This is a genomic window from Mesorhizobium loti, from assembly GCF_003148495.1.
GTDB classification, from domain to species: Bacteria; Pseudomonadota; Alphaproteobacteria; order Rhizobiales; family Rhizobiaceae; genus Mesorhizobium; species Mesorhizobium loti.
In genome coordinates, this window is the sequence record NZ_QGGH01000002.1 from 426,661 (window position 1) to 452,043 (window position 25,383).

General features: G+C 63.3%; 29 protein-coding genes. 15 read left to right on the top strand and 14 right to left on the bottom strand.

What is annotated here, in order from left to right:
• Positions 1-89: 89 nt before the first annotated feature.
• From C8D77_RS10495 to C8D77_RS10505, 3 genes are all read right to left on the bottom strand, one after another.
• Positions 90-443, bottom strand: a complete 354-nt coding sequence (locus C8D77_RS10495) for a DUF488 domain-containing protein (RefSeq protein ID WP_109662096.1) — start codon at positions 441-443, stop codon at positions 90-92.
• 18 nt (positions 444-461) lie between these two features.
• The gene (locus C8D77_RS10500) at positions 462-1,718 is read right to left on the bottom strand and encodes an aminopeptidase (RefSeq protein WP_109662098.1); all 1,257 of its coding nucleotides are present in this window, start codon (positions 1,716-1,718) and stop codon (positions 462-464) included.
• An 84-nt stretch (positions 1,719-1,802) separates the two neighbouring features.
• Positions 1,803-2,717 carry a LysR substrate-binding domain-containing protein gene (locus tag C8D77_RS10505; RefSeq protein WP_109662100.1) on the bottom strand — a complete coding sequence of 305 codons (915 nt, stop codon included), beginning with the start codon at positions 2,715-2,717 and terminating at the stop codon, positions 1,803-1,805.
• 95 nt (positions 2,718-2,812) lie between these two features.
• Here C8D77_RS10505 and C8D77_RS10510 point away from each other — a divergent pair, with 95 nt between their 5' ends.
• The 3 genes from C8D77_RS10510 to sbmA all read left to right on the top strand — a co-directional run bounded on the left by C8D77_RS10510 (position 2,813) and on the right by sbmA (position 5,689).
• The gene (locus tag C8D77_RS10510) at positions 2,813-3,037 is read left to right on the top strand and encodes a hypothetical protein (protein ID WP_109662103.1); all 225 of its coding nucleotides are present in this window, start codon (positions 2,813-2,815) and stop codon (positions 3,035-3,037) included.
• 118 nt (positions 3,038-3,155) lie between these two features.
• Positions 3,156-4,316 (top strand): YbfB/YjiJ family MFS transporter, encoded by a 1,161-nt coding sequence (locus C8D77_RS10515; protein WP_109662105.1) that lies wholly within the window; start codon positions 3,156-3,158, stop codon positions 4,314-4,316.
• Between the two features lie 113 nt (positions 4,317-4,429).
• Entirely contained in the window at positions 4,430-5,689 is a 1,260-nt protein-coding gene (sbmA, locus tag C8D77_RS10520; protein WP_109662107.1) for a peptide antibiotic transporter SbmA, read from the top strand.
• 36 nt (positions 5,690-5,725) lie between these two features.
• Here the strand turns inward: sbmA and C8D77_RS10525 are convergent, their stop codons facing one another.
• On the bottom strand, positions 5,726-6,733 hold the full coding sequence (locus C8D77_RS10525) for a polysaccharide deacetylase family protein (protein ID WP_109662109.1): 1,008 nt from the start codon (positions 6,731-6,733) through the stop codon (positions 5,726-5,728).
• Positions 6,734-6,947: 214 nt separating this feature from the next.
• Here C8D77_RS10525 and C8D77_RS10530 point away from each other — a divergent pair, with 214 nt between their 5' ends.
• Both C8D77_RS10530 and der read left to right on the top strand, forming a co-directional pair.
• The gene (locus tag C8D77_RS10530; protein WP_109662112.1) at positions 6,948-7,613 is read left to right on the top strand and encodes a tetratricopeptide repeat protein; all 666 of its coding nucleotides are present in this window, start codon (positions 6,948-6,950) and stop codon (positions 7,611-7,613) included.
• Complete coding sequence (gene der / locus C8D77_RS10535) at positions 7,610-9,043, top strand: ribosome biogenesis GTPase Der (RefSeq protein WP_109662115.1); 1,434 nt, start codon at positions 7,610-7,612, stop codon at positions 9,041-9,043. The genes C8D77_RS10530 and der overlap by 4 nt, the downstream gene beginning before the upstream one ends.
• 31 nt (positions 9,044-9,074) lie before the next feature.
• On the opposite strand, the gene C8D77_RS10540 is transcribed toward der, so the two are convergent.
• Positions 9,075-9,992 (bottom strand): LysR substrate-binding domain-containing protein, encoded by a 918-nt coding sequence (locus C8D77_RS10540; RefSeq protein ID WP_109662117.1) that lies wholly within the window; start codon positions 9,990-9,992, stop codon positions 9,075-9,077.
• 118 nt (positions 9,993-10,110) lie between these two features.
• On the opposite strand from C8D77_RS10540, the gene C8D77_RS10545 reads away from it, so the two are divergent.
• The 7 genes from C8D77_RS10545 to C8D77_RS10580 all read left to right on the top strand — a co-directional run bounded on the left by C8D77_RS10545 (position 10,111) and on the right by C8D77_RS10580 (position 15,678).
• Positions 10,111-11,400 (top strand): MFS transporter, encoded by a 1,290-nt coding sequence (locus C8D77_RS10545; RefSeq protein WP_109662119.1) that lies wholly within the window; start codon positions 10,111-10,113, stop codon positions 11,398-11,400.
• Between the two features lie 149 nt (positions 11,401-11,549).
• Positions 11,550-12,734: a cell wall hydrolase gene (locus C8D77_RS10550; protein WP_109662121.1), complete on the top strand. Its 1,185-nt coding sequence runs from the start codon at positions 11,550-11,552 to the stop codon at positions 12,732-12,734.
• A gap of 254 nt (positions 12,735-12,988) precedes the next feature.
• On the top strand, positions 12,989-13,396 hold the full coding sequence (locus C8D77_RS10560; RefSeq protein WP_109662126.1) for an AtpZ/AtpI family protein: 408 nt from the start codon (positions 12,989-12,991) through the stop codon (positions 13,394-13,396).
• An 84-nt stretch (positions 13,397-13,480) separates the two neighbouring features.
• A complete protein-coding gene (locus C8D77_RS10565; RefSeq protein WP_109662128.1) occupies positions 13,481-14,239 on the top strand; it encodes a F0F1 ATP synthase subunit A in 759 nt (252 codons plus the stop codon).
• 65 nt (positions 14,240-14,304) lie between these two features.
• Positions 14,305-14,529 carry a F0F1 ATP synthase subunit C gene (locus tag C8D77_RS10570; protein WP_109662130.1) on the top strand — a complete coding sequence of 75 codons (225 nt, stop codon included), beginning with the start codon at positions 14,305-14,307 and terminating at the stop codon, positions 14,527-14,529.
• 62 nt (positions 14,530-14,591) lie between these two features.
• Positions 14,592-15,176: a F0F1 ATP synthase subunit B gene (locus tag C8D77_RS10575; RefSeq protein WP_109662132.1), complete on the top strand. Its 585-nt coding sequence runs from the start codon at positions 14,592-14,594 to the stop codon at positions 15,174-15,176.
• Positions 15,177-15,186: 10 nt separating this feature from the next.
• Positions 15,187-15,678 carry a F0F1 ATP synthase subunit B gene (locus C8D77_RS10580; protein WP_109662134.1) on the top strand — a complete coding sequence of 164 codons (492 nt, stop codon included), beginning with the start codon at positions 15,187-15,189 and terminating at the stop codon, positions 15,676-15,678.
• Positions 15,679-15,919: 241 nt separating this feature from the next.
• Here the strand turns inward: C8D77_RS10580 and C8D77_RS10585 are convergent, their stop codons facing one another.
• The gene (locus tag C8D77_RS10585; RefSeq protein ID WP_109662136.1) at positions 15,920-16,615 is read right to left on the bottom strand and encodes a ribonuclease HII; all 696 of its coding nucleotides are present in this window, start codon (positions 16,613-16,615) and stop codon (positions 15,920-15,922) included.
• Positions 16,616-16,769: 154 nt separating this feature from the next.
• Positions 16,770-17,924: a PA0069 family radical SAM protein gene (locus C8D77_RS10590; RefSeq protein WP_146211784.1), complete on the bottom strand. Its 1,155-nt coding sequence runs from the start codon at positions 17,922-17,924 to the stop codon at positions 16,770-16,772.
• A gap of 150 nt (positions 17,925-18,074) precedes the next feature.
• On the opposite strand from C8D77_RS10590, the gene C8D77_RS10595 reads away from it, so the two are divergent.
• Together C8D77_RS10595 and C8D77_RS10600 are read left to right on the top strand one after the other, a co-directional pair.
• Positions 18,075-18,599 carry a glycosyltransferase gene (locus tag C8D77_RS10595; RefSeq protein ID WP_109663288.1) on the top strand — a complete coding sequence of 175 codons (525 nt, stop codon included), beginning with the start codon at positions 18,075-18,077 and terminating at the stop codon, positions 18,597-18,599.
• A gap of 145 nt (positions 18,600-18,744) precedes the next feature.
• Complete coding sequence (locus C8D77_RS10600) at positions 18,745-19,719, top strand: phytanoyl-CoA dioxygenase family protein (RefSeq protein WP_109662141.1); 975 nt, start codon at positions 18,745-18,747, stop codon at positions 19,717-19,719.
• 7 nt (positions 19,720-19,726) lie between these two features.
• Here the strand turns inward: C8D77_RS10600 and C8D77_RS10605 are convergent, their stop codons facing one another.
• From C8D77_RS10605 to C8D77_RS10635, 7 genes are all read right to left on the bottom strand, one after another.
• A complete protein-coding gene (locus C8D77_RS10605) occupies positions 19,727-20,149 on the bottom strand; it encodes a GFA family protein (RefSeq protein ID WP_146211775.1) in 423 nt (140 codons plus the stop codon).
• 141 nt (positions 20,150-20,290) lie between these two features.
• On the bottom strand, positions 20,291-20,845 hold the full coding sequence (gene moaB, locus C8D77_RS10610; RefSeq protein ID WP_109662145.1) for a molybdenum cofactor biosynthesis protein B: 555 nt from the start codon (positions 20,843-20,845) through the stop codon (positions 20,291-20,293).
• Positions 20,832-21,731, bottom strand: a complete 900-nt coding sequence (locus C8D77_RS10615) for a 4-(cytidine 5'-diphospho)-2-C-methyl-D-erythritol kinase (RefSeq protein WP_109662147.1) — start codon at positions 21,729-21,731, stop codon at positions 20,832-20,834. The genes moaB and C8D77_RS10615 overlap by 14 nt, the downstream gene beginning before the upstream one ends.
• Before the next feature lie 20 nt (positions 21,732-21,751).
• Positions 21,752-21,937 carry a hypothetical protein gene (locus tag C8D77_RS10620; RefSeq protein WP_056581167.1) on the bottom strand — a complete coding sequence of 62 codons (186 nt, stop codon included), beginning with the start codon at positions 21,935-21,937 and terminating at the stop codon, positions 21,752-21,754.
• A 138-nt stretch (positions 21,938-22,075) separates the two neighbouring features.
• Positions 22,076-22,939: a S49 family peptidase gene (locus C8D77_RS10625; protein WP_109662149.1), complete on the bottom strand. Its 864-nt coding sequence runs from the start codon at positions 22,937-22,939 to the stop codon at positions 22,076-22,078.
• A 79-nt stretch (positions 22,940-23,018) separates the two neighbouring features.
• Positions 23,019-23,819, bottom strand: a complete 801-nt coding sequence (locus C8D77_RS10630) for a tRNA1(Val) (adenine(37)-N6)-methyltransferase (RefSeq protein WP_109662152.1) — start codon at positions 23,817-23,819, stop codon at positions 23,019-23,021.
• Positions 23,819-24,043, bottom strand: coding sequence for a putative signal transducing protein (locus C8D77_RS10635; RefSeq protein WP_015318845.1), 225 nt, complete (start codon positions 24,041-24,043; stop codon positions 23,819-23,821). Before C8D77_RS10635 ends, C8D77_RS10630 begins: the two co-directional genes overlap by 1 nt.
• A 207-nt stretch (positions 24,044-24,250) precedes the next feature.
• On the opposite strand from C8D77_RS10635, the gene C8D77_RS10640 reads away from it, so the two are divergent.
• Positions 24,251-25,267, top strand: coding sequence for a polyprenyl synthetase family protein (locus tag C8D77_RS10640; protein WP_109662154.1), 1,017 nt, complete (start codon positions 24,251-24,253; stop codon positions 25,265-25,267).
• Positions 25,268-25,383 lie beyond the last annotated feature (116 nt).

A 25,383-nucleotide genomic window follows, 5' to 3' on the forward strand; every position in this document is an offset into this window, starting at 1 on the left:
ACGGCGACGCTGCCAATCTCCCCCGCAAGGGTGGAGATCAGATGTAGCCACGGCTTTCGCCGATGGCCGGCGTCGCAGACGTAGGCGCCTCAGCCCGTGCGCAAATACCCTGCCAGCGCCACCGCATTGTTGTGGGCTTCGTCATGCGCGCCATAGAGCAGCGTCACCTTGCCGTGGCGAAGCAGGCCAAGCAATTCACCCACCGCCTCGCCATTTCCATCCAGCTCAGCGCCATAACGCTCCTGAAACTCCGCCCAGCGCGCCGGCTCGTGGCCGAACCATTTGCGCAACTCGTCGCTCGGCGCGATGTCCTTCAACCACAATGCCAGCGCGGCGTCCTTCTTGCTGACACCGCGCGGCCAGATCCGGTCGACCAGAACCCGCTGCCCGTCATCGGGAGCGGGTGGCTCGTAGATACGCTTGACCGCCAGGTCGAAGGTCATCGGCCCCTCCGCAAGTGGTCAGGCCCACTCGCCCTTGCGCATCACTGGCACCTTGCGGCCGTCCTTGTGAACGCCGTCAATGTCGATCTTGTCCGAACCGATCATCCAGTCGATGTGGATGAAGCTCTTGTTGCCGCCGCGCGCCGCGATCTCGTCCTGGCTGAGCGAGGCGCCGTCGACGAAGCACTTCGAATAGCACTGGCCGAGCGCGATGTGGCAGGCGGCGTTCTCGTCGAACAGCGTGTTGAAGAACAACAGCCCGCTCGCCGAGATCGGCGAGGAATGCGGCACCAGCGCCACCTCGCCGAGGCGGCGCGCGCCCTCGTCGGTGTCGAGCACTTTCTTCAGCACGTCCTCGCCTTTCGATGCCTTGGCCTCGACGATCCTGCCCGCCTCGAAACGCACCGAGATCTCGTCGATCAGCGTGCCCTGGTAGGAGAGCGGCTTGGTCGAGGAAACATGGCCCTCGACGCGCTTTGCATGCGGCGTGGTGAAGACCTCTTCGGTCGGGATGTTGGGATTGCAGGTGATGCCGTTCTTGGCGGTCGAGGCGCCGCCCATCCATTCATGGCCGTCCGCCAGTCCGACGGTCAGGTCGGTGCCCGGTCCGGTGAAGTGCAGCGCGTGGAAATTATGGCCGTTGAGCCATTCGGTGCGGCCGCGAAGCGCTGCATTATGCGCCGTCCAATTGCCGATCGGGTCCTCCACATCGACCCGCGAGGCAGCGAAGATGGCGTCGGCAAGCTTGGCTACAGCTACGTCGTCGCTGTCTTCCGGAAAAACCTGCCTGGCCCAGGCGAGGTCCGGATAGGCGACGATGTTCCAGTTGATGTCGAAGCCGGTGATCTTTTCCAGCGCCGGCTGGTAGGCCATCGAATTGGCCTTGTTGGCACGTGCCACTTTCGCCGGATCCTGCGCCGACAGCAGCGACGGATCCTCGCCGCGTACGGCCAGCCTTGCCGCATTGTTGGAAAAGGCCTTCGCCATGCCTTCATAAAGCCAGCCGGCGGCGCGGTCGAAGCTCGCATCGGCGCCGAAGCGGTAGCGCGCCAGCGTCATCTCGTCATCGTTGAAGATCGGCGTCACCAGCCCGGCACCGGCCTTGTAGGCGTGCTCGACGATCCGCCTGGTTAGCGGCAGCGCCGCGATGGAGGATGTTAGCACCAGATCCTGTCCTGGCTGCAATTGCAGCCCGACCTTGATGGCAACTTCCGCCAGCCTGTCGAGCTTCACCGGGTCGATCGATGCGGAAACGCCGCGCGTATGTGTGGTCATGATCCTGCCTGCCGTAATGTTTTGATATGGTCTTACATAGACCGCAGTCCGCATCCTTTCCACCGCGATTGCGCTGGGCCAGACCTAGGCCGCGCTTTCAAGCGACCTGAACTGCGCCATTGTCGCCTCGATCTCCTCGCGGACCCAGACCTTGAAATCCCTGACCTTGCGGCTTTCAGACCGGGTGGCGGAGGTCACCAGCCAATAGCCGAGCCCACTCTGAGCGCGGATTCCGAAAGGCGCCACGAGCCGCCCATCGGCCAGCGCATCCGCGGTGAGCAATTGCCAGCCCAGCATCACGCCATGGCCGGCAATCGCCGATTCCAGGCAAAGCATCGGGTCGGTGAAACGCGCCCCCTTCAGGAAGGTGACCGGTGGAACACCAGCCGCCTCGAACCAGCTTTCCCAGTTGATCATCGCCCGCTCGTCGGTGATGGCGCAGGTCTGGGCAAGGTCCTCGATCGACTTCAGTTTTTGGGCGATCGCCGGCGCGCAGACCGGGAAGACTTCCTGCGTCAGGAGCAGTTCCGTGCGCACGCCCGGCCATTTGCCGTCGCCGAGCCGGATGGCGATGTCGATGTCTGAGTGATCGAGATTGGCCAACCGCACCGACGCGTCGATGCGCAGCAGCACGTTGGGATGCCGGTCGAAGTGACGCGACAGTCGCGGCAAAAGCCATTTCGAGGCAAAGGCCGGCGCCACCGAAACCACCAATGTGCACTGCGTCGCCTCATCGGCCAGCGCCACGGCCTGGGCAAGCTCGCGAAATCCGGCACCGAGGCGGGCAGCGAAAACGGCGCCGAATTCGGTCAGTACGAGACCGCTCGCCGTCCGCTCGAACAGCGCCTGGCCGAGCTGCTTTTCGGTGCGGCTTATCTGCTGGCTGACGGCACTGACGGAAACGGTGAGCTCGCCGGCCGCCGCGGCAAGGGAGCCGAGACGGGCAACGCTTTCGACGGCGCGAAGGCCGTTGAGATGGACGCGATTGAGCATGGCCATTTGAGTTTTTCTAAACCGTTCCGGCTGAAATCTCAATTGAAAGACATATCGAAACGGCAGACTTATTGGCGGGAGACAGGCCCACGGAGCCGGAAATGCTGAGGATGTTGTCGTCGCTGAAGGTCTTGTTCGCCGCGAATACGCCGTATGAGCCGTGCCGTGAAGGCGAGACTCAGAGATGGCTGATCGATCCGCTTTCGCACCCAGTGCTGAACACCATGTCGGAGCGCGAACTTGGTGATGTGCCGTTCAGGCTGACGGCGCGGCGGACCGTGCACGAAACGACTTCATTGCGTGCCGCTCCCGGTGGACGCTGCTGAGCGGACGCCAAGGGTTCCGGCTTAAGCAGAAGTCGAGGCGATCGCGCCGCCTCGCGGTTGCGCTGGCCCAACAAAAGGCGGATTGTTTCACCGGCTCGCGCACTTATTGTGCGCTGCAATGATATCGCCCACCTCGACAGCGCTGCGCTACGCTTTCGCCGGCATGATTGCCCTGGCCGTCGCCATGGGCATCGGCCGCTTCGTCTATACGCCGATCCTGCCTGGCATGATGGAGGAGCTCCACCTGTCGCCGGCCGATGCCGGCTGGATCGCCTCTGCCAACTATCTCGGCTATCTCGTCGGCGCGCTGGCGGCGGCGGGCGGCTGGGCGCATGGGCGCGAGCGCCTGCTGATGCTGTCGGGTCTCGGCGCCAGCACTGTCCTGGCCGCACTGATGGGCCTGACTGACGCGATGGTCGCCTTTCTCATCATCCGCTTTCTTGCCGGTCTGGCCAGTGCCTTTGTCATGGTGTTCATGGCCAGCATCGTTTTCAGCCATATCGCCGCTGTCGGTCGAGGTGACTTGCAGGCCTGGCACTTCGGCGGCGTTGGCCTCGGCATCGCGGTGTCCGCGGCGATGATGGCTGTCCTGGTCACCGAACATGCCGGCTGGGCAGCAGGTTGGCTGTGGTCGGCGGCAATTTCGGCTTGCGGTTTCGTGGTCGTGGCGCTGCTGGTGGACGAGGGTCCGCTCGCCAATGGCGAAACTGGCCCTGAGCCGGCATTGCCGAAAGACCGGTCGCTGCTGAAAATCATCATTGCCTACGGCCTGTTTGGGTTTGGCTATGTGGTGACGGCGACATTCCTGGTCGCCATCGTCCGGCAAGGCGGCGGTAGCCGCGTCTTCGAGGCTGTTGTGTGGATGGTCGCCGGCCTTGCCGGATTTCCCTCGACCTGGCTCTGGCAGAAGATCGCCGTACGGATCGGACTCTATGTCGCCTATGCGCTGGCGTGTTTCATCGAAGTTGTCGGCGTCACGGCAAGCGTCGCCATCGGCGGACGCACCGGGCCGCTGCTTGGCGGCCTGCTGCTCGGCGTCACCTTCATTGCCATCACCGCGCTTGGTCTGCAGGCCGCACGGCAGCTGGCGCCAATGGCGCCACGCCGGATCTTTGCCGTGATGACGGCCTCATTCGGACTTGGCCAGATCATCGGTCCGGTTGCCGCTGGGTTTCTGGCGCAGGCGTCAGGTGATTTCTTCCTCGCCTCGATTGTCGCGGCCGGCGCTCTTGTCGTTTCCGGCGCCATCACATGGTCGGCTGCGCCAAAATCGCCATGATTGTGGGCTTGCTGTGCCGGGCATCGTGCACGGGCATTTTCTTTCCCACTAATGTGTGACTTTATGCCCGCCGTAGTCAGCTGATTTGCGCCTAGATCGAGGAATTCGCCACAGTGTTCGTATCCTTTTTCCCGCAGCCGAAGCTCTTCTTCACTTCGGCCGCCGTCTGGAGCCTTGCGGCGATCCTGTTCTGGTTTTTCGGTGGTGAGCAGTTGGGCGCGGTTTTTGGGCTGCCGCCAGCGGCAGCAGGCGCGCCGCCCATCATTGGCATCGCCATCCTCGTATCGAAGCCGTTCCTCTGGTTCTATCTCTACTTCGCGTTCTGCGTGCTCGTCTTCTACGCATTCTGGAGCTGGTATTCGCCGCATCCGTGGCAGCGCTGGTCGATCCTGATGACCGCGGTCATCCTGTTCTTCATCTATTTCAATGTGCAGGTCAGTGTCGCCGTCAACGCCTGGTACGGGCCGTTCTTCGACTATGTGCAGGGACTGATGTCGGGGACTGGAAAGTCGACCAACGGCGAATTTTACATCGGATTGGCCGATTTTTCGTGGCTAGCTCTGGTCGGCATGAATGTGCAGGTGGTCAATGCCTTCATCGTCAGCCACTGGATCTTCCGCTGGCGCACGGCGATGAACAACTACTTCGTCGAGAACTGGGGCAGGCTACGCCATATCGAGGGTGCCTCGCAGCGTATCCAGGAAGACACGATGCGGTTCTCGCAGATCATGGAAGATCTCGGCTCCAGCTTTGTCCAGTCGATCATGACCTTGATCGCATTCCTGCCGGTCATGATCCAGTTGCAGGCTCATATCACCGAGTTGCCGATTATCGGCGCAATCCCGCAGCCATTGGTGGTCGCAGCTCTTGCCTGGTGTCTGTTCGGGACGATCTCGGTCATGATTGCCGGCCTGAAACTTCCAGGGCTGCAATTCCGCAACCAGCGTGTCGAAGCCGCCTATCGCAAGGAACTCGTCTACGGCGAGGATCACGCGGACCGGGCCCAGCCAGCCACCACTGCCGAACTGTTTTCGAATGTTCGTCACAATTATTTCAGGCTCTATTTCCACTACATCTATTTCAACGTCGTCCGTTACACCTACCTGCAGGCCGACAACATTTTCTCGCTGCTGATCCTGGGTCCGTCGCTGGTGGCGCACAAGATAACGTTCGGCGCTCTGAACCAGATTTCGAACGCGTTCGGCAAGGTGACGGGGTCGCTGCAGTTTCTGCTCACCTCCTGGTCGACCATCGTCGAACTGCAATCGGTCCACAAACGCCTGCGCGCCTTCGAGGCGACGCTGCAAGGCGAGCCGTTGCCCGATATCGACCAGCGCTATCTGGCAAGACAGGGCGCCGAGGATCCGGCCTAAAGACCGGGTTTTTGGAAATCGAACCGGGTTGGCGGCTCAGCCGCCGACCGAAGCCTGCTTCTGGGCAGCATCCTGGCGCGATATGTAGTCGCGAAAACTGATGCACTCGACATCCTGCTTGACGCAGACCTCGCCGGCAAAATGCTCCAGCGCGTTCCAGTAGGCGCCGTCATTCATCAGCGCGAAGTGGAAGCCGAGTTCCAGCGGAATGCGCGTGCCGGCATATTGCTTGTCGAAGGCGGCGCGGAAGGCGTCATAGGTCCGGTTGGCGAACTCGTCCGCCTTGCTCGGCCGCTCGAAGCCGCCGGAATGTCTGACATAGAGATTGTAATCCATGGCGATCACCGGCCTTGATTTCGGTCCTTCCGGAATCTGCGGTAGCGAAAAGTGCATGATGCCGTTGCTGGCCGCCGGCCGGGCAGGGCCCTGTGAGACGCCGCTCGCGTCGAACTGATAGCCGGCCGCCGGCAGCGCTTCATAAAGCGCCTTGCCAGTCGACAGATACGGCGCGCGAAAGCCGACAACCGCATGCCGCGCGAAATCGCGCCAGCCCTCGGGTTCGGGCGCAATGCCGTTGATCGCATAGGCGTTCTCGAGAATGTGCTCGAACGAACTGAACTCTTTCAACCAGTCGGCCTTGCTCCAGTCCTTGCCGTCGAAATGGCCGCAGCCATGGCTGGCGATATCGTGGCCTTCATGCACGGCAAGGTCGATCTGCTCGAGCCGTTCAGTGACTTCCTGCTTCGAGGCGGCGAAGCCGATGTTGGATTTGCCGGCGCTTCTGCCGGGTGCGGTGTATTCCGTGCGTGTTTCCGGCGACAGCAGGAAGACGCAGGAGAGAAAATAGGTGAAATGCGCGCCGGTGCGCTGCGCCAGCGCCCGGCTGCGCTTCCACTGCGAAATGTCGCGAGCGCTGTCGAACGAGATGATGACGACCTGTTTCGGCTTTGCCGGCGCTGGTGGCGCGGGCGGATCGGCCAAAGCCGCGCCGGCAGTGGCGAGCGCGGCGAGGGAAAACGCAACAACGCGGAACGGACGGTACATCGGCAATCTGATCTGCACTCTAGGGGACGTATCGAAGCCGGCTATCGCCTAAATGTGGCGTGGGTGCGATTGGCCTTTTCGGTTGCTTGCCCGGGGCAAACATCCGTTTGCCCTCGGGAATAGGCGATTTTCCGGTTGAACCCCTTCCATGCCGACAAAATTTCGCTAAAACGCGGGCTGACAAAGGCCCGACCGGGCAGGAATGGTTTGATTGATGTCCGACGACAGTTTTATCCGTGAAGTCAACGACGAGATCCGTCGCGAACAGGCGCAGGCGCTGTGGGACCGTTTCGGTCCCGCCTTGATAGTCGTTGCGATTCTCGTAGTGCTCGGCACCGCCGCCTTCGTTGGCTATCGCTATTGGGACGAGACGCGCGCCAACCGCTCGGGCGATGCGTTCTCGCAGGCGCTGAAGCTTGCCAATGACGGCAAGAGCGACGAAGCGCTGACCGCACTCGATCAGTTGGAGAAGGATGGCTACGGCGCCTATCCGTTGCTCGCCCGCATGCGCGGCGCGACCGTCAAGGCCAACAAGGGCGACATCGACGCCGCCGTCAAGGATTTCGACGAAGTCGCCGCCGACACGGCTATTCCCCAGGGTATTCGCGACATGGCGCGGCTGCGGGCAGCACTCCTGCTTGTCGACCATGGCTCCTTTGCCGATGTCTCCAGCCGTGTCGAGGCGCTCACATCCGACACCAACACGCTGCGCCATACGGCGCGCGAGGCACTCGGCCTTTCCGCCTGGAAGGAAGGCAAGACCCAGGATGCGCTGAAACTGTTCGACCAGATCGCCGCCGATGACGGCGCCCCGCGCAACACCCGCGAGCGCGCAACGTTGATGTCCGAACTGATCCGCGGGTCGGGCAGTGCGTCGTGACCTTCAAAGTCGCCATCATCGGCAGACCTAACGTCGGCAAATCGACTCTTTTCAATCGGCTGGTGGGAAGGAAGCTGGCGCTTGTCGACGACACGCCGGGCGTCACCCGCGACCGTCGCGTCCATACCGCCAAGCTTTACGACCTGCATTTCGATGTCATCGACACCGCCGGCTTCGAGGACGCGGGCGCCTCGACCTTGCCCGGCCGCATGCGTGCGCAGACCGAGATCGCCATCCGCGAGGCCGACCTGATCTTCTTCACCATCGACGCCAAGTCCGGGCTGTTGCCTGACGACAGGACCTTCGCCGAGATCGTGCGCAAGTCCGGCAAGCCGGTCGTGCTGGTCGCCAACAAGGCCGAGGCGAAGGGCGCTCAGGGCGGCATGCTGGAGGCCTGGGAACTCGGCCTTGGCGAACCGATCCCGGTTTCGGCCGAGCATGGCCAGGGCATGCCCGACCTGCGCGACGCCGTGATCGGCGCGCTCGGCGAAGCGCGTGCTTTCGGCGAAGAAGATGGCGAAGACGAAGAAGTCGCTGCTGGCGAGGTTCTGATCGGCGAGGATATCGCCGACCCGGATGCCGAGCACACCTATGACGACACCAAGCCGATGCGTATCGCTGTCGTCGGCCGTCCCAATGCCGGCAAGTCAACGCTGATCAACGCGCTGATCGGCGAAGAACGGCTGCTCACCGGACCGGAAGCCGGCATCACGCGTGATTCGATCTCCGTCGACTGGGACTGGCATGGCCGCCGCCTGAAACTGTTCGATACGGCCGGCATGCGCCGCAAGGCCAGGATCCACGAAAAGCTAGAAGTGATGTCGGTGCAGGACGGCCTGCGCGCTATCCGCTTCGCCGAGATCGTCATCATCGTCCTCGACGCCACCATTCCCTTCGAGAAGCAGGATCTGCAGATCGCCGACCTGATCATCAGGGAAGGCCGGGCGCCGGTGATCGCCTTCAACAAATGGGATCTGATCGACCATCCCCAGGAGCTTCTGGCCGAACTGCGCGAGAAGACGGAACGTCTTCTTCCCCAGGCGCGCGGCCTCCAGGCCGTACCGGTCTCCGGCGAGACCGGGCGCGGTCTCGACAAGCTGATGGATGCCGTCATCAGGACCCACAAGGTGTGGAACAGCCGCGTCTCGACCGGCAAGCTCAACCGCTGGCTGGAAGGCATCCTGGCGCACCACCCGCCGCCTGCCGTGGCCGGGCGCCGGCTGAAGGTCAAATACGTCACCCAGGCCAAGACCCGGCCGCCGGGTTTCGTCGTCCAGTGCTCGCGGCCCGATGCGATGCCGCAATCCTATGTCCGCTATCTCTCCAACAGCCTGCGCGAAGCCTTCGACATGCCAGGCGTGCCGATCCGCATCGCGCTGCGCACGTCGGACAATCCCTTCGCAGGCAGGTCCAACAAGAAGCGAAGCTGATTGTCATCGGCGCCCCCTTGGTGCGCCATGATCACGCCACGCTGCGCAGGTCGCTGGCCCGCGTATTCTCAGGCAGCGCTTGCCGCGCGGCGTCCAGCAGGATGTCGGCGAGGCGGGCCGCCACCGGCTCGGCCTCGGCGTCCTTGCGATGCAGGAACAAGGACATCTTAGGCAGCGCCGGCAATCCGGCGATCTCAGGCGTCATCGCGCTGACGCTGGCCGGCAGGCCGATGTCGGTCCGGATCGTCAGCCCCAGCCCCGCCGCAACCGCTGCCCAGATGCCGCCAAGGCTCGGGCTGGAAAAGGCCATCCGCCACGACAGGCCGGCGCGGTCGAGCGTTTCGGTTGCCACCGTGCGCAACAGGCATGGCGCTTCGAGCGCCACCAGCGGCAGTGGCTCACTGTGGCGCAGGCTGGTCTCGATGCGCTTGGTCGGGCCGATCCAGCGCATCTGCACATCGGCGACGTGCTCGCTGTAAGGCAGCGTCTCGCCGCAGTGCCAGGCGAGCGCGATGTCGAGACTGCCTGACACGATTCGCTCGGCGAGTTCATGGCTGCGCGCGATCCTGGCTTCGATCTTGACCTTGGGATGCGCCCGGGCGAAGCGGCCGAGCACGTCCGGCAGCACCGCCTCGCCGAAATCCTCCTGCAGGCCGAGCCTTACCCAGCCCTCAAGCTCGACGTCATGGATGGCGGATGCCGCCTCGTCATTCAGCTCGATCAGCCGGCGTGCATAGCCGAGCATGGTTTCGCCCGCCTCGGTCAAGGCAAGGCCGCGTCCCGACTTGCGGAAGATCGGCGTCGCCGCCTGTTCTTCCAGTTTCTTCAATTGCGCACTGACCGCCGACGTCGACCGGCCAAGCCGGTCAGCCGCCTTGGCAAAGCTGCCCAACTCCATGCCGGTGACGAAACTGCGGAGGACGTCGAGGTCGAATGTCACGCGTCGCATATTGTTAGTCCTGCTTTTCAGGATGGTAAGTTTAAAAATTACTGATTTTTAGGATGAAACTACGGCGCTAGAAACAGACCGTCAAGACCAGACCACTGGCCAGCACGGGAATGAAATCATGTCCGCCATTGTCAATTGCACTGACCGACAGAAGCCGGAACTTCTGGAAGATACCGGCTTCACCGGAAGAGCATTCAAGCCCGGCCATCGCTGGAAGGTCCTGGGCATAGGCGTTGCCGCCAATGCCAGCTTCTCCGCCACTTTCTCCGGCATACCGGCAACGGCGGTCGTGCTTCGTCAGGGCTATCATCTGGGCAATGCCGAGCTCGGCCTGGCACTCGGCCTTCTCGGGCTGGGGGTCGCGCTCAGCGAACTGCCCTGGGGCTTGCTCACCGACCGCTGGGGCGATCGCCGCGTGCTTTTGATCGGGCTCGGTGCGACGGCGGCGTGGCTCCTGGTCATGGCGATGCTGGTTGTCCCGACAAGGAGCGGCATTCCCGATGTCACGCTGCTCTCGGCGAGCCTGCTCATCACCGGACTGCTCGGCGGCAGCGTCAACGGTTCGAGCGGCCGCGCCATCATGGGCTGGTTCCGCGAAAACGAGCGCGGCTTTGCCATGAGCATCAGGCAGACGGCGGTGCCGCTCGGTGGCGGACTTGGCGCGCTTGTGCTGCCCTCGCTTGCCCTGGCTTTCGGCTTTGGCGCGGTGTTTGGGGTTCTGGCGGGCGCATCCGCTCTCTCTGCCCTGTTCGCCTGGCGCTGGCTGCACGAGCCGCCGACAGGCGAGGGGGCCGTCGCCGCGGCGGCGGTGGTCGGACCGGCGCCGCTGCGCAACCCGGACGTCTGGCGTATCGCGACCGCCATCGGCCTGCTTTGCTTTCCACAGGTGGCCGTGCTCACCTTCGCATCGGTGTTCCTGCATGACTTCGTCGGACTGGGAACGGCAGCGATCAGCGCGAGCCTTGCCGCCGTGCAGATCGGCGCCATGGTCATGCGCATCTGGAGCGGCCGCTTTACCGACCGCCACGGCAACCGCCGCCAGCTCCTTCGCTTGTGCAGCGCGCTGAGCGCGCTTGCCTTCTTGGTGCTTTGGTTGCTGGTTCTGGTCAGCCCCACCATGCCGGGCGGACAGTTCTTCCCGATGGCTGTCCTTCCCGTCGTGCTGATTGTTGCAGGCATCTCGGTCTCCGCCTGGCACGGTGTCGCCTATACCGAACTTGCCACACTTGCCGGCGCTGGCCATGTCGGAACCGCGCTCAGCCTTGCCAACAGCTTCGTTTTCGTCGGCTTCTTCCTGGTGCCGGTGGCCATTCCGGGGCTCTTGCACCTCTGGTCATGGTCCGGCGTCTGGCTGGCGGCCGCCATCTGCGCGCTGCTCGCCTGGCCGATCTTCCTGCGCCCGGCCTGAGTTCGCATGCCGGCCGCAAAACCGCCCGACTTCGGAACCACCACCTCCAGCCGATCAGGAAAACCCGATCGAACCCGTTAACGTCCCATCAAGGTTAATGCATCATTTTGCTCTCCAGTGGGGTCTGTAGCGTTCCTGGAGAGAGTTCCGTGCATCGACGTGTGTTGAAGCGGCTGGTTGCCGCCGCCGGTGAGAGAAAACGCGGCTTTCTGCCCCCGTTTGTCATCGGTCTCGGCATCTGGATCGGCTTTCCGACCGTTGCCGCCTACCAGGACATGACGAGCCTCGTCTCCGGCCTCGAAGCATCGAGCACCCGCTGGAATTCCTATGTCGAGAAATCCGTCGCCGGCTCGACCCATGCGGCCGAGATGCCTTTTGTCGATTCCGACATCACCGGCTCCATCTCCGGATCGGGCGTCCATCTGGCCGGCGTCGGCAACGTGTCGTTTCGCGGCAAGGGCGGCAAGGTCAGCGGCACGCCCGACGAGGATCGCGTCGTGCGCGCCGAGAAGAAAGGGCGCATCGTCCAGATGTCTCCCGTGGCGCCGCCGAAGAACTTCAATGCCGGCTCGATCTTCGAGCGCACCTCCTCCTTGCTGCGGCCCAGCATGGACAGCGGCCTGAAGATGGCCTTCGCTAAGCCGCAGATCAAAGGCAAGGAAATCCAGATTGCCGCGGCATTCCATGCACGCGAGGACAAGAAGCCGGATCCCGGCGTGCCGGCCATGCTGGCAGCCCTGGTCAACAATGACCATCCGGACGTGCTGGCGACCGCCTATGCGCAGTCCGAGCCCGACTATGCCAAGGCATCGCCCTTCGAAGCCCTGCTTCAGGACGAGCAGCCCAACGACGGCCGTTTCATTCCGCCGATGACCAAGGGCGATCATTCTTGGATCCAGAACCCGCTGCCCGCCAGTGTCTTCTCCAAGAAGGAGCAGGCATGCCTTGCCAACGGCATCTATTTCGAGGCGAGGAGCGAGTCCGTGCGCGGTCAGGCCGCTGTCGCCCAGGTCATCCTCAATCGCGTCCGCAACCCGGCCTATCCGAATTCGATCTGCGGCGTCGTCTACCAGAACGACAGCTGGTTCAACCGTTGCCAGTTCTCCTTCGCCTGCGACGGCAGGAAGAAGCGCATCGACAGCCCTGTCGCCTACAAGACTGCCCAGGATATCGCCATGGCCGTCACCGCCGGCAAGATCTTCATCCCGGAGGTCGGATCGTCGACCCACTACTACGCCCAATATGTCCATCCCGTCTGGGCGCGCACGATGCAGAAGATGACCAAGATCGGTCTGCATATCTTCTATCGGACCTATGGTGGCGGCTGGAGCTGAGCGCGCAATAGCCGCTGATCTTTGGCGCGCCGCGCAGGCGATCGAAGAGCCATTGCCCGGGGGATTCGCGCCATGCATCCCCATCATCGCGGCGGGCACGATGTCGCACCTTTATAACTATTTGATTTTGTTGCCTAAAATACATGGCAATGAACTTCCGCCCGTGGCTTGACGGGCGCAAACCCTCTAACTATGTTGCCGGCGACTTTAGAAGCGGACGGACGGTGACGGTCTGACCGGGCAGGGGGGTTGCGATGGCCGACAAGAATGGGCCAGACGGAACCGGAGAAACCGGCCGCGGCAAGCAGCATGAGCCCGACATCCGCGATGACGATCTTGAGCGCCGCCGGCGTGACCTTGAAGCTTCGCTTGCGACAAGGCGGCCGGACCGGCTCGAGGGGAAAGACGACGCGAAAGCGGGCAGTGCGGCCGGTTATGGCCAGGCGGTCAAACTCTCCAGCGAATTTATCGCTGGCGTGGTGGTGGGCGCCGGCATCGGTTGGATCATCGACCGTATGGCGGGGACATCGCCGTTGGGTCTGATCGTTTTCCTGCTGCTTGGTTTTGGCGCCGGCGTGCTCAATGTCATGCGTTCCGCGGGCGTTGTGGCAGAATTCGGGCAGGGCGACAAATCGCGTCCTGGACGTGACGACAGCAAATGACCGCCCTCCAGGCGGCATTTGGAAATAGCCGCCTCTATGCGGCAATGGTAATTTAGCCGTACGCGGCATTGATGGGGTTAGAACGTGGCAGCTGACAAGGTCGATCCGATCCACCAGTTCCATATCATCAAGCTGATTCCGATTAACATCGGCGGCTACGACCTGTCTTTCACTAATTCGGCGCTGTTCATGGTTGCAACCGTGGTCGTCGCGGCGGCGTTTCTGTTTCTCACGACCTCGAGCCGCAGCCTCGTTCCCGGCCGGCTTCAGTCGGTCTCCGAGATGGCCTATGAGTTCGTCGGCAACATGTTGCGCGATGCCGCCGGCACGCAAGGCATGAAGTTCTTCCCGCTTGTGTTCTCGCTGTTCATGTTCGTGCTGGTCGCCAATCTGCTCGGCCTGTTCCCGTATTTTTTCACCATCACCAGCCACATCATCGTCACCTTCGGTCTGGCCATTCTGGTGATTGCCACCGTCATCATCTACGGGTTCATGAAGCATGGCCTTGGCTTCCTGAAGCTGTTCGTGCCTAAAGGTGTGCCTCTCGTGATGATGCTGCTTGTTGTTCCGATCGAGGTGATTTCTTTCGTATCGCGTCCGATCAGCCTCTCGGTTCGTCTTTTCGCCAACATGTTGGCAGGCCACATTACGCTGAAAGTGTTTTCGGGGTTTGTCGTCAGCCTCAGTGCATTCGGCGCCTTGGGCATTGCAGGCTCGATCCTGCCGCTGGCCATGGCTGTGGCGCTGACGGCGCTGGAACTGCTCGTCGCTTTCCTGCAGGCCTACGTCTTTGCCGTGTTGACCTGCATGTATCTCAACGACGCTCTCCACCCCAGCCACTAATAAGTTTCACCGGCGCGTGACGCCAACTACAAACTGTAACGACAACGGAACGACAGGAGTTTGACATGGACGTATCTGCAGCAGCTGCAATTGGCGCCGGTATCGCTTGCCTGGGCATGGGTGGCGCGGGCATTGGCCTCGGCAACATCTTCGGTAGCTACCTCTCGGGCGCGCTGCGCAACCCGTCGGCTGCCGACGGCCAGTTCGGCCGCCTGATTTTCGGCTTCGCTGTGACCGAAGCGCTCGGCATCTTCTCGCTCCTCATCGCTCTCCTCCTGGTGTTCAAGTAAGAAACACCGGCTGACGAAGTGAGGCGCATGGTGCGACCTCACCGTATGGACAGGGAAATAAGATGTTCGTGACATCTGCCTTTGCGGAAGAGACCGCGCCGGCCGCCGGCGCGGCAGGCGATACGCATTCGGGCACTTCCGTGCCCGCCGAGGCGCATGCCGCGTTCCCGCCGTTTGATCCTTCGACGTTCCCGTCGCAGCTTCTGTGGCTGGCGATCACTTTCGGGCTGTTCTATCTCTTCCTGAAGCGGGTTGTGATGCCGCGCGTTGGGGGCATCATTGATGTCCGCAACGATCGCATCACGCAGGATCTCGATCAGGCAGCCAAGTTGAAGGGCGAGGCTGACGCTGCGGTTGCTGCCTACGAGCAGGAACTGGCGGAAGCCAAGACCAAGGCCAACGCGATCGGCCAGCAGGCCAACGATGCGGCCAAGGCCGAGGCCGAGACCGCACGCAAGAAGGTCGAGGCCGCGCTCGACGCGAAGCTCGGCGAGGCCGAAGCCCGCATTTCTTCCATCAAGGCCAATGCCATGAAGGAAGTCGGCAGCATCGCCGAGGACACCGCTTCGGCGATCGTCGAAGCTCTGGTCGGCGGTAAGGCCAGCAAGGCCGAGATCGCGGCCGCGGTCAAATCCGTGGCCCGGTGAGGAGCGCATCATGGATTACACATCTCTCGCGACGCTCTGGGCCACGATAGCCCTCATCATTTTCGTGGGCGTTGCCGTCTACATCAAGGTGCCTGGCATGATCGCCAAGGCGCTCGACGCCCGCGCCGCCAGGATCAGCAATGAGTTGGACGAAGCGCGCCGGCTGCGCGAGGAGGCTCAGCAACTGCTCGGCCAGTACCAGCGCAAGCGCAAGGAAGCCGAGCAGGAGGCCGCCGACATCGTCGCCGCCGCTAAGCGCGAAGCCGACATGCTTGCCGCGGACGCGCACAAGAAGACCGAGGACTACGTCGTCCGGCGCACCGCGCTTGCCGAACAGAAGATCGGCCAGGCCGAACGCGACGCCATCAGCGAAGTCCGCGCCAGCGCCGTCGATATCGCCGTCGAGGCAGCGCGCACGCTGCTCGCCGGCAAGATCGACGCCAAGGCCGGTGCCGATCTGTTCAAGGCTTCGCTTGCGGACGTGAAGTCGAAGCTGAACTGAGCGGTTCTCAAGCCGCCGACATGGAGCCGCCCGGGCAACCTGGCGGCTTTTTTGTTTGTCTGCGCGGATAATCTCCCCCTCGAGGGGAAGATGTCGCCGAAGGCGACAGAGGGGGTCGCTTCGACTGGGCGCGACGCCATCTCGCAGACAAGAAGGGCGCCAGCGCTTCACGCGCGACGACCCCCTCTGGCCTGCCGGCCATCTCCCCCTCGAGGGGAGATTAGCTGCCATCGCCGTCCGCTCACTCCAACCCGACGAAGCTCTCTTCCTCATTGACCTCAGCCCCGCCCAGCCTGAACGGCGCGAACGACACGCGGTGCAGCCGCGCCACCGGGCCATGCGCCTCGATCGCCGTGCGATGGCGGACCGTGGCGTAGCCCATATGGACTTCGAAGCCGTAGCGGTCGTGATGGTTGCCGCAGCCGCACATCATGCGGTCGCGCATCACCTTGGCGACGATCGAGGCGGCAGCGATCGATTGCGAACGTTGGTCGCCCTTGATCAACGCGCGCCCTTCACAAGGCAGTCCCGGCGGCACGTCGCGCCCGTCGGCAAGGGCGAGCTTCGGTTGAACCGACAGCCCGACCAGCGCGCGGCGCATGGCTTCGAGACTTGCTTTGAGGATGTTGCTGCCGTCGATGCCCTCGGCGCTGATGGAGGCCATGGAAATCGCCTGCGCGGAGCCGAGAATGCGCAGGAACAGCGCTTCGCGTTGCAAATGGCTGAGGCGTTTGGAATCGTCGAGCCCGTCCGGAATGTTGGCGGGATCGAGCACAACCGCCGCTGCGACCACCGGCCCGGCCAGGGGACCACGGCCAGCTTCATCCATCCCGGCGACTGGCCACAGGCCGTCCGCCATCGCCTTCGTCTCGAAGGAGAAGTCGGGTTTCTCGATGATCTCAAAGAGAAGCGGAGAATCGGAACGCGCGCGAGCCATGTTGCGGCGAGGTTCGCATCGGCTCCGATTCTCCGCAAGTCCCTCCGGGTCGGGTGGGGCGCCGGACCGGGAGGGCACCGTCTGCAGGCCGGGGCAGGCCGGACGGGATTCTTGCGCTCTGCGACAGATCAGACCGCCGCGGTGAAGTGCATTCTCAAAGCAGCGTCAGCTGCAATTGATCCTTGGCAGCGGCAACGAACTGGTCGGTCCGCAGCGTGCGCCGTTCGGCGTTGAGGCCGAGCCGCTTGGCGGTGATCTCGAAGCGCCGGCCGATCTGCCAAGCATAGGGACCGGCGCCCTTCATGCGCTTGCCCCATTCCGAATCGTAGTCCTTGCCGTCGCGCATCGAACGGATCAGCGACATCACGTGGCGGTAGCGATCAGGATAATGACGCAGCAGCCAGTCCTTGAAGATCGGGCTGACTTCCAGCGGCAGGCGCAGCACGACATAGCCTGCCTCACGGGCGCCGGCGGCACGTGCCGAATCGAGGATGCGTTCCATCTCCTGGTCGGTCAGGCCCGGGATGATCGGCGCGACCATGACCGAAGCCGGAATGCCGGCATCCGAAAGCTGGCGGATCGCCTCCAGCCGCTTGGTCGGCGTCGACGCGCGTGGCTCCATGGTGCGTGCCAGCATCCGGTCAAGCGTCGTCACCGACAGCGCCACCTTGGCGAGCCCCCGTTCGGCCATGCGTGACAGGATATCGATGTCACGCGTCACCAGAGCGGATTTTGTCACGATGCCGACCGGATGGCCGCGCGCTTCCAGCACTTCGAGGATCTCGCGCATGATCCGGTATTGCTTCTCGATCGGCTGGTAGGGGTCGGTGTTGGTGCCGATGGCGATGGTGCGCGGCTGGTAGCCGTCCTTCGACAACTCCTTGTCGAGCAAGCACGCCGCGTCCGGCTTGGCGAACAGCTTGGATTCGAAATCGAGACCCGGCGACAGGCCCATGAACGCGTGCGTCGGCCGGGCAAAGCAATAGACGCAGCCGTGCTCGCAGCCGCGATAGGGGTTGATCGAACGGTCGAAGGAGATGTCGGGCGATTCGTTGCGGGTGATGATGGTGCGCGGCTTCTCGACCTGCACTTCGGTCTTGAAGGGCGGCAGTTCTTCCAGCGAATTCCAGCCATCGTCGAAGACATGCCGGCTGACCGGCTCGAAGCGGCCGGACGGATTGATGCCCGCCGACCTGCCGCGGTTGCGGTCCGGACGGACACGCACGCCACTCTGCTCGATCATCGCATTGGCCATCTCGGCTCTTCCAGCTCCGAAAGCTGCAATGTCGGCGCGCACGATCTGTTCCATCTTCGCCCGCTCCCAGGGACTGTCCATGTTGTGTCGAATCGCTCTGTTCATGAAATTATTCCTATTTTGTTGATGAGAACAAAGCAAGAACTTTTTATGGTGCGCTGCAGTAACTGGCGCTGTGCCGCGCTTTCCGCTATTCGGCTAATGATGCTCAGTGTTCTCATCGAAACCCGCAATGACGAGGAAGGCCTTACCCGCACGCTCGCCTCGCTGATTGGCGGCGCGGTCGAGGGCGTGGTGCGTGAAGTCATCGTCTGCGACACGGGTTCCACCGACCAGACGCATCGCGTGGCCGAGCATGCCGGCTGTCAGTACGTGACTGGCGGCGTTGCTGCCGGCATCCGCCAGGCCAAGGGGGACTGGCTGCTGCTGCTGGAGCCGGGCGCGCGGCTGGTTGAGGGCTGGATCGACGCGGTCGTTGACCATACGGCCAGGCAAACCATGGCGGCACGGTTTTCGCGGGCGCGCGGCAGCCGTATGCCGTTCCTGGCGCGGGTCTTTTCGGGAAACCGTGCCTTGGCCGGCGGATTGCTGATCAGCAAGCGTCAGGCCGCGGCCTCGGCCAAGAGTGCCGGCAGCGCCGAGGCCATCGCCCGCGGCCTCGCGACAAAGCGGCTCGACGCCGAAATCTGGGTAGCGCCGGTAAAGCAGAAGCATCGCTCCCCGAAATGATTTTTTGCAGCTGCTCTCTCCATTGTGCATTGCACAAAATCTGACGCGGGGTTAGTTTCCATCCCAAGCGGTGAATTGGGTTTGGGTCATGCCGAGTGGTGAACACCGATGCGGCATCGGTGGCGCTCTCATAGCCGAGGACCCAATGCACCTTTCATCCCCCAACAATTCCGGCACGGCCAGTCTCGAGGCCATTGCGCGCAACGGCAGCCTGCTGCGGCGCATCGCCGTGCGCATTCCGACCTATCTCAAGGATCTTCGCGAGAACCCCGCCTGGCTGCCGATGTTCGTGCTGGCGCGCACAATGCCTGGCCGCCGCATGCATTGGCTGGGCGCAGAACGCGCCCGTCCGGTCGACAATGCGGGGGATACGATGTTTGCCGGTGTCGAACGGGGAGCGGTGGTCGAAGCTTTGCGCTCCGACGGGCTGTTCTCGGGCCTGGTCCTGCCGCCTGATATCCATGAAGAGATCGCTGACTTCGCCGGGCGCACGCCTTGCTTCGGCAATTTCGACCGCCGCCTCGAATTCATGCCGGGTGAACATGCCGAGGCCGAGAAGCGCTTCGGCCGCTCGCTGCTCAGCGGGCATTTTTTCGAGCGCATCCTTGACTGCCAGGCGGCGCTGGCCATCCAGCGCGATCCGCTGCTTCTGGATGTTGCCGCGCACTATCTCGGCGGCCAGGCAAAACTGATCACGACACGGGTCTGGTGGAGTTTTCCGACGGGTGCCGCTTCGGATGCCGACAAGAACCTTGCCTCGCTCGGCAAGTATCATTTCGACCTCGACGACTGGCGCATGCTGAAATTCTTTTTCTATCTCAAGCCGGTCGATGCCGACACCGGTCCGCATGTCTATGTCAAAGGCAGTCACAAGCGCCGCAGCCTCAAGCATCAGCTCACCCTGCTGGTAGGCCATTCCGCGCAGGAGGTTCTCGATGTCTATGGCGAGCAGTGCCCGGTGACGCTGACGGGCGAGGCCGGTCTCGGCTTCGTCGAGGACCCGTTTGGCTTCCACATGGGCACCGTGCCGGCGCGCACGCCGCGGCTGATGATGGAAGTCGGCTTCGGCGTATCGCCGCCGTCACGCCGTCGCTTTCATGGCGAGCCGGTCATCCGCTGAAAGGAAACTATCCGAAGCTCATTTCGACCGGCATCCAGTGTGTGCGGCGCCTGGCTTGGCGCTGCGCTTTGCTTTCGGCATCGAAGTCGACACGGATCGGCTCCTGATTGAACCGCTCCCGGTCGTCCAGCGCGTTGATGATGACGATCGCCCTTGCCTCGTCATCTCTGGCGATTGCGGCGACAAAGACGCCGCACTCCCGGCAGATCAAATAGTCGGCCGTCCTCAGCCCGAACTGATATCTGCGCAATCGCGCCTGGTCCTTGACCGAGATGACCAGTCTACCGTCGGGATCGGCAATGGCGCGCGAACCATGTCTGACACAGAACGAGCACTGGCAGGCGCGAATTTCGATCTGCGGCGGGTCGAGCTCGGTTGAAAATCCAAGGCGTATGTTGCCGCAATGGCATCCACCGGTATGCACGGTCATCGTATCTGCCTTGTCGTGACGGCGATGATCGCCTTCAAGCAAGGTACTTTTTTCGGGGGCGGGTTTGGAATGGCGTTTCGAAGGCGCCGGTGCCGTTCTGCCTGGCAAACGCGGCGCGAAACCGGCGCTTTGCCTCGGCTTCTACGGAGCCGATTTTCCGCGCCGCAAATGCTCGTCCAGGCGCGGCATGATCTCGACGAAGTTGCACGGCATGTGCCGGTAGTCGAGCTGGGCTTTCAGGATGCCGTCCCAGGCGTCCTTGCAGGCGCCGGGTGAGCCCGGCAGCACGAAGACGAAGGTGGCGTTGACGACGCCGCCGGTCGCCCGGCTCTGGATCGTCGAGGTGCCGATCTTGTCATAGGAGATGCGGTGGAACACTTCCGAAAAGCCGTCCATGCGCTTTTCGAAAATCGGCTCCAGCGCGTCCGGCGTCACGTCACGGCCGGTAAAGCCGGTGCCGCCGGTCGTGATCACGACATCGATATCCTTGTCCCGCGACCACGCCAGAACCTTGTCGCGAATTTTCTCGCGGTCGTCGGTGACGATATCGCGGGCAGCCAGGATGTGCCCGGCCTCGGTGATGCGGTCGGCCAGCGTCTGGCCGGATTTGTCGTCGGCGAGGCTGCGTGTGTCGGAAACGGTCAGCACCGCGATGCGCACGGGAATGAAGGAACGGCTCTCGTCAATTCTGGCCATCAGCGCCCTCCGATGCGATGCTGCGCGTCGCCGCGACGAACCAGTCGGGCTGGCGGCCGCGGATCTCGGCGGCCGCGCGCTTGGCGACATTGCCGGTTTCGAACAGGCCGAAGCAGGTCGCGCCGGATCCGGACATCCGTGAAAAGCCCGATCCAGCCTTGTTCAGCCAGGAAAGCGCCCTGCCGATGGCGGGCTGCATTGCCAGCGCTGCGGGCTCGAGATCGTTGCGGGTGATCTCCAGCCAGTTGCGCAGGCTGTGAAAATCGATGCTGCGCGGCAGCGGCGGCAAGGCTTCGTTGTCGCGCCGGGAAAGCGCTGCAAAAACCTCGGTGGTCGAGACCGGCGTGCCCGGATTGACCAGCACCAGCCCAAGCGCCGAAAAATCCGGCACCATCGACAGCTCGTCACCGATGCCGCGCGCGACCAGAGGCTTGGCCGCCAGGCACATCGGCACATCGGCGCCAAGCGAGAGGCCGATCCGCGCCAGCTCGGCGCCATCGATGTCCAGGGCCCAGGTTTCCACCAGCCCGCGCAGCACGGTCGCCGCGTCGCTCGACCCGCCGCCGACGCCGGAGGCAACCGGCAGGTTCTTTTCGAGCCGGATGGTGACTGGAGGTGCTCTGTCGTGCCCGACCGCCTGTCGCAAGGCATCGCGTGCCCTGAGCACCAGATTGCTTGCATCGAGAGGAACGGCCGGTGCGTAACGGCCGGACACGGCAAACCCGTCGCTTTCGGCGGGGGCGATTTCGACCCGGTCGCCAAAGCGCGTGAACACCGCCAGGCTTTCGATCAGATGATAGCCGTCAGGGCGCCTGCCGGTGACATGCAGCGCAAGATTGATCTTGGCGTGCGCGTGCCAGCTACGCGACCCGATGTCGGTGTCCACAATGGTATGCGAAATGATGCTCAGTCCTTGGCCAGCCGGTATTCGCCGGTCTTCGGATCCTTGACCAGCGTTCCGATCGCGCCGTTGGCCGCCTGCTTTTCGGTGCGCCGCACCTTGGCGGTCACGCGCTCAGCTTCCCTAATGAAGGTGCGGTAGCCGAAATAGGCGGCGACGCCAACGACGGTGAAGAAAATGATCTGCGGCATACCAAAACTCCTCCCACGCTGGGCCGGCGAAGGCGGCCGGTCGGGTCGGTTGATGCATATCGCCCAAAAGTGGATTCGGTTTGGGTAACGACATGCATGAGATTTCTAACTGTCATGCTAGACGGTTTTGCCGGGTTTTCAAAGCCCGAACCGAGACCACAACGCGCGCTCTTCCGCCGCATCGATCACGCCGCTAGCGGCAGCGGCTGCGATATCGGGCACTGAGAAGCCCTTGCTCGAACCGAACAGGCCGAAGCGGCTGAGGAAACCGCGCGGCGCGGTGATCAGCCTGAGCTGGGTTTTTGCCCCGAAACGGGTCTTCAGCACCGTGCGCATGTCGCCGAGCGCATCGACCAGGCCGAGTTCGAGGCCCTTGATGCCGGTCCAGAACAGGCCGGTGAACAGGTCCGGATCGTCTTTCAGTTTGGTGCCGCGCCGCTCCTTGACGAGATCGATGAACGTGCCGTGCACCTCGAGCTGCAGCGCCTTCAGGCGTTCGACGTCTTCCTTCCTCTCGGGCTTGAACGGATCGAGCACCGCCTTGTTCTGGCCGGCGGTGTGGACGCGGCGCTCGACGCCGATCTTCTTCATCAGTTCCGGGAAGCCGAACGAGGCCGAGACCACGCCGATCGAACCGACGATGGAGGACGGATCGGCAAAAATCTCGTCACCGGCGACCGCGATCATGTAGCCGCCCGATGCCGCGACGTCCTCGACGAAGACCAGCACCTTTTTGTTCTTTTCCGTGGCCAGGTCACGGATGCGCTTGAAGATCAGCCGCGACTGCACCGGCGAGCCGCCCGGCGAATTGATCGAGATGGCGACCGCCGGCGCGTCGTAGGAGAACGCCTTCTCGATGAGGCCGGCGGTGGAGGCCAGCGACAGGCTCGGTCGGAACTGGCCACCGCCGGCCATGATGGTGCCGTGCAGCCGGATGACCGGAATGGTGACGACGGTGGAGCGCCAGGATTTCGGCAGCAGGCGGTTGATAAGTCGTTTCACGAGGGCGCGGTCTCCGGTCGGTGGGTTGCAGGCATGTAGGGATTTCCCGGCCAACGGCAATGTGGCCGGGCAGAATAGCTCAATCTCCGAACAGCGAGGCGAGGCCGTTGGTGATCATTTCGCTGCGCTCATCGGGGCCGTTGCCTGATTGCGCGTGAAGCATCAAAGGAGGGCGGATGGCAAGCTTTCCCCGCGCCCCGAGCGCTGCCCTGACGACAATGCGGATCGCCGCTGCGTCGGGGCGAGGGTGGACGGCAAGCATCTCGGCATCGCCGAAGCGCCCTGCGATCGCATCGAGAATGGCGCCGAGCTGTTCGGGGCGGGCGATCACGGCAAGCCCGCCGCGCGGCCTGACGACCGCTGCCGCACTGCGAATCCAGCTCTCGAACAACCCGTCCTCCATGACATGGGCTTCTTTTCTGAGGCGATCGGGCGTGGCGCGGTCCCGTGCGGGGTTGAAAGGCGGGTTCATGATGACGAAGTCGAAATCATTGTCGGCGAGGCCGGCGGCCGCCCGCGCCCGGCCCGATACGGTGACATCGGCGACGAGCACAGAGGCGCGATCGCTGAGATGGGCATTGCCGGGGTGGGCAAGGGTGGCCGCCGCGAAGGCCGCCATTTCGGGCGCGCGTTCGACCAGCACCGCCTCGGCGGCCGGGCAGCGTGACAGCACCGCCAGTCCGGCGGCCCCGGCGCCGGCACCGAAATCGGCGAGACGCCCGGCAAAGGCGGATGGCACGGATGCCGCCAGCATCATCGCATCCATGCCGGCGCGATGGCCGCCTTGCTTGGGCTGCACCAGCCAGAACCGGCCGCGATGGAAAGCGTCGACCGTATGGGCCGGCGTGTCCGGGACGAGGGTGGCCGGCGCGGCGGACATTATTTTCCGCGAATCTCGTTGGCGATGCCGGCATCCGTCAGGATGCGCCGTGCCGCGTCGGCCTGGTCGGCGTCGACCATGACGCGCCGCGGCAGGATGCCGAGCGAGCCGTCGAGCACGCTCATGTTCTGGTCGGCGACGAAGCAGCCGATGCCGGCATCGCGCATCAGCGATTCGACAAAGGAAATGATGACGGCGTCGTTGGTGCGAATGAGCTCAATCATCGGGCGAAACTCTCAGTTTGCAGCGCTGATGTAAACGGGCAGGCGGATTCCCGTGGCAAAGTAGAACTCCCTTTCGGCGTCGGTTGACATTCCGTCATCGCCGCCGCGCCAATTCGCCACTTGCCGTGGCCATGTCCGCCGCCCTAGAGTCCATGGAGGGACTAAGGGTGCCGTCGCACGCGTTATACCAAGACGGGAGTGATTGTCGTGGGTGTCGTTCTCAACATCGAAAACGGGAAGCGGGAGCCTGCCTCCATCAAGGATCTGATCGATCTGACTGCCGCCGATATGGGGCGCGTCAATGAATTGATCCTGTCCAAGGCCGGCTCCGACGTCGAGATGATCCCGGAAGTCGCCAATCATCTGATCTCGTCCGGCGGCAAACGGCTGCGGCCGATGCTGACACTCGCTGCCGCGCAGATGTTCGGCTATGTCGGCGAGGGCCACGTCAAGCTCGCCACCTCGGTCGAATTCATGCACACCGCGACGCTGCTACACGACGACGTCGTCGACGAGAGCGGCATGCGCCGCGGCAAGAAGACCGCCCGCATGATCTGGGGCAACCAGGCAAGCGTACTGGTCGGCGACTTCCTGCTCGGCCAGGCCTTCCGCATGATGGTCGATGTCGGCTCGCTCGAAGCGCTCGACATCCTGTCGAGTGCGGCCTCGATCATCGCTGAGGGCGAGGTGATGCAGCTTGCCGCCGCCAAGAACCTCGAAACCACCGAGGACGAGCATTTCGCGGTGATCAAGGCCAAGACCGCGGCGCTGTTTTCGGCTGCTGCCGAGGTCGGTCCCGTCATCGCCCAGGCGACGCGCAATGATCGTGCCGCGCTGCGCTCCTACGGCATGAATCTCGGCCTTGCCTTCCAGCTAATCGACGATGCGCTGGATTATGGCGGCACCAGCAAGGATCTGGGCAAGAACGTCGGCGACGATTTCCGCGAAGGCAAGGTGACCTTGCCGGTCATCCTTGCCTACCGGCGCGGCTCCAAGGCCGAGCGCACCTTCTGGAAGCGCGCCATCGAGGACAATGTCACCGATGACGCCGGTCTGGAAAAGGCGACCGGCCTGATGACCCGCCACGGCGCCATTGCCGACACGATCGGGCGCGCCCGCCATTTCGGCGAGATCGCCCGCGACGCGCTGGCGCCGCTGGAAGCGACGCCGCAGAAATCGGCGCTGATCGACGTCATCGATTTCTGCATCAGCCGGGTGAACTGAGAAACGTTGCCGCGCCTCTCCGGCACGGCTGACGAGGACGCCCGCACAAGAGGCAACCCACCGAATCCTGGTGTTGCCGTCTCGACAAACTGCCCCGCCGCAAATTATCTATAAAA